This window comes from Mycobacterium sp., from assembly GCF_050701675.1.
GTDB lineage: Bacteria > Actinomycetota > Actinomycetes > Mycobacteriales > Mycobacteriaceae > Mycobacterium.
The window spans coordinates 1-1,849 of the sequence record NZ_JBOGDD010000649.1 but is presented as its reverse complement, the minus strand read 5'-3'; the positions used below and the strand labels follow the sequence as shown (position 1 = coordinate 1,849).

2 protein-coding genes are annotated in these 1,849 nt (G+C 68.0%); both read right to left on the bottom strand.

From position 1 onward, the window contains the following. Positions 1–864, bottom strand: an 864-nt coding sequence (locus ACRDUX_RS19945; protein WP_526415746.1) for a FecCD family ABC transporter permease, incomplete at its 3' end; no start/stop codon positions are given. Then, positions 861–1,849 (bottom strand): FecCD family ABC transporter permease (locus ACRDUX_RS19940; RefSeq protein WP_526415745.1); only part of this gene is annotated, 989 nt, incomplete at its 5' end. The genes ACRDUX_RS19940 and ACRDUX_RS19945, both read right to left, overlap by 4 nt.

Genomic DNA, 1,849 nt, shown 5'->3' with positions numbered 1-1,849 from the left:
CAGCTGCGGCGCTGCGAGCGCGACGAAGGAGATCGGGCCCGCGACGGCGGCGGCGATGGCGATGAGCAGCACCCCGATCCCGAAGTAGGCCAACCGGATCCGCTCGGGTCGGATGCCGAGCGCGCCCGCCGCGTCGTCCCCCATCTGCAGGATGGGCAGCTTGGGTCCCACGACGGCCAGTAGCGCGGCCGCGACGACAAGGCTTCCCGCGACGGGGTACACCTGCGCCCATTCCAGGCCGCTCAGAGACCCCTGCTGCCAGACCGACGCCGTAATCGCCTGGTGCAGCTTGATCTTCAGGATGATCCACTGACAGAGCGAGCTCAGCACCGCACTGACCGCGATTCCGACGATGATCAGCCGGAAGCCGGCGAGGCCGTTCTTGTACGACAGCAGGTACACCACGACCGCCGTGACGAGGCCGCCGATCACCGCACTGACTGCGGTCGTGTAGTAGCCACCGCCGAACACGGCGATCGCGGTCAGGGCGCCCGTGTACGCCCCGAAGTCGAAGCCGATCACGTCAGGGCTGCCGAGCGGGTTTCGCGTCAACGCCTGGAAGATCGCGCCTGACACACCCAGCGCGGCACCGATCAACAGCGCCAACAGGATTCGCGGCATCCGCCACTGAAGAACCAGCACGCTCGCAAAGCTGTGGTCCTGGCCGGTCAGAATTGCGATGACCTGTGACGGCGGCACCGGGTACTCGCCGATGCCAAGGGCGAGCACGGCAAGCACCAGGGCGCCTGCGCCGAGAATCGACAGGACCGTGATGCTCCGCCACGACGCGCGCAGCGCCACGGTCGGCTCGCGGCGCACCACGAGCTGACGGTGGCCGAAGTCGACGGTCTCGAGCTGGGTCACAGTCCCGCCGCGTCTCTGCGTCGGACCAGCCAGATCAACACCGGCGCACCGACGAACGCCGTGACGATGCCCGCAGGCAGTTCACCCGGCTTCACGACGACCCGACCGAGGACGTCGGCCGCCAGCAACAGCGCGGGCGCGGCGAGGACCGAGTAGGCGCAGATCCATCGCCAGTCGGGTCCGGTGAACCATCGCACCGCATGGGGGATCATCAGGCCGACGAAGCCGATCGGTCCGGCGCCTGCGGTCGCCGCTCCCGCCAAGAGGGTGACGGCCAGCAGTCCGACGACGCGGGTACGAACGACGTTGCCGCCCATGGCAACAGCGAGTTCGTCACCGAGCGCGACCGCGTTGAGTCCGCGGCTGACGTAGAGACACATGGCCGCCCCGATGACCACGAAGGGCGCGACGACCACGACGACTGAGAGCGAATGGCCGTCGAGGGCCCCCGCGTCCCAGTACCGCATCGAGTCGAACGCCCTCGGATTGCGGAGTCGGATGCCGAAGGAGATGCCCTCCATCACCGCGCCCACCGCGACGCCCGCGAGCAGCATCCGCACCGGCGTGGCGACGGCCCGCCCGGTCATCCCGACGAGGAACACCAGAATCATGGCGACGAATGCGCCGATGAAGGCGAACCAGACGTAGGACCACATCGAACGCAACCCGAGGAACGAGATGGCGGCGACGACGAAGAGCCCGGCACCGGAGTTGATTCCGAGAATCTGGGCGTCTGCCAAGGGATTTCGGGTGACACCCTGGATCAGTGCGCCACTGAGCCCCAACGCGATGCCGACGACGATTCCGAGCAATGTGCGCGGAACTCGCAGCTCGCGCACGATCCACTCGTTACCCGTGTCGGTGTAGTCGGTCACCGCCAGCCACACCGTCGACAGCCCGATGTTCTGGGTCCCGATCGCCAGGCTCAGTGCACACGCGAGAACCAGGACGGCGGCCGCCACGAGGAGGCCGGACAGGCGATGCC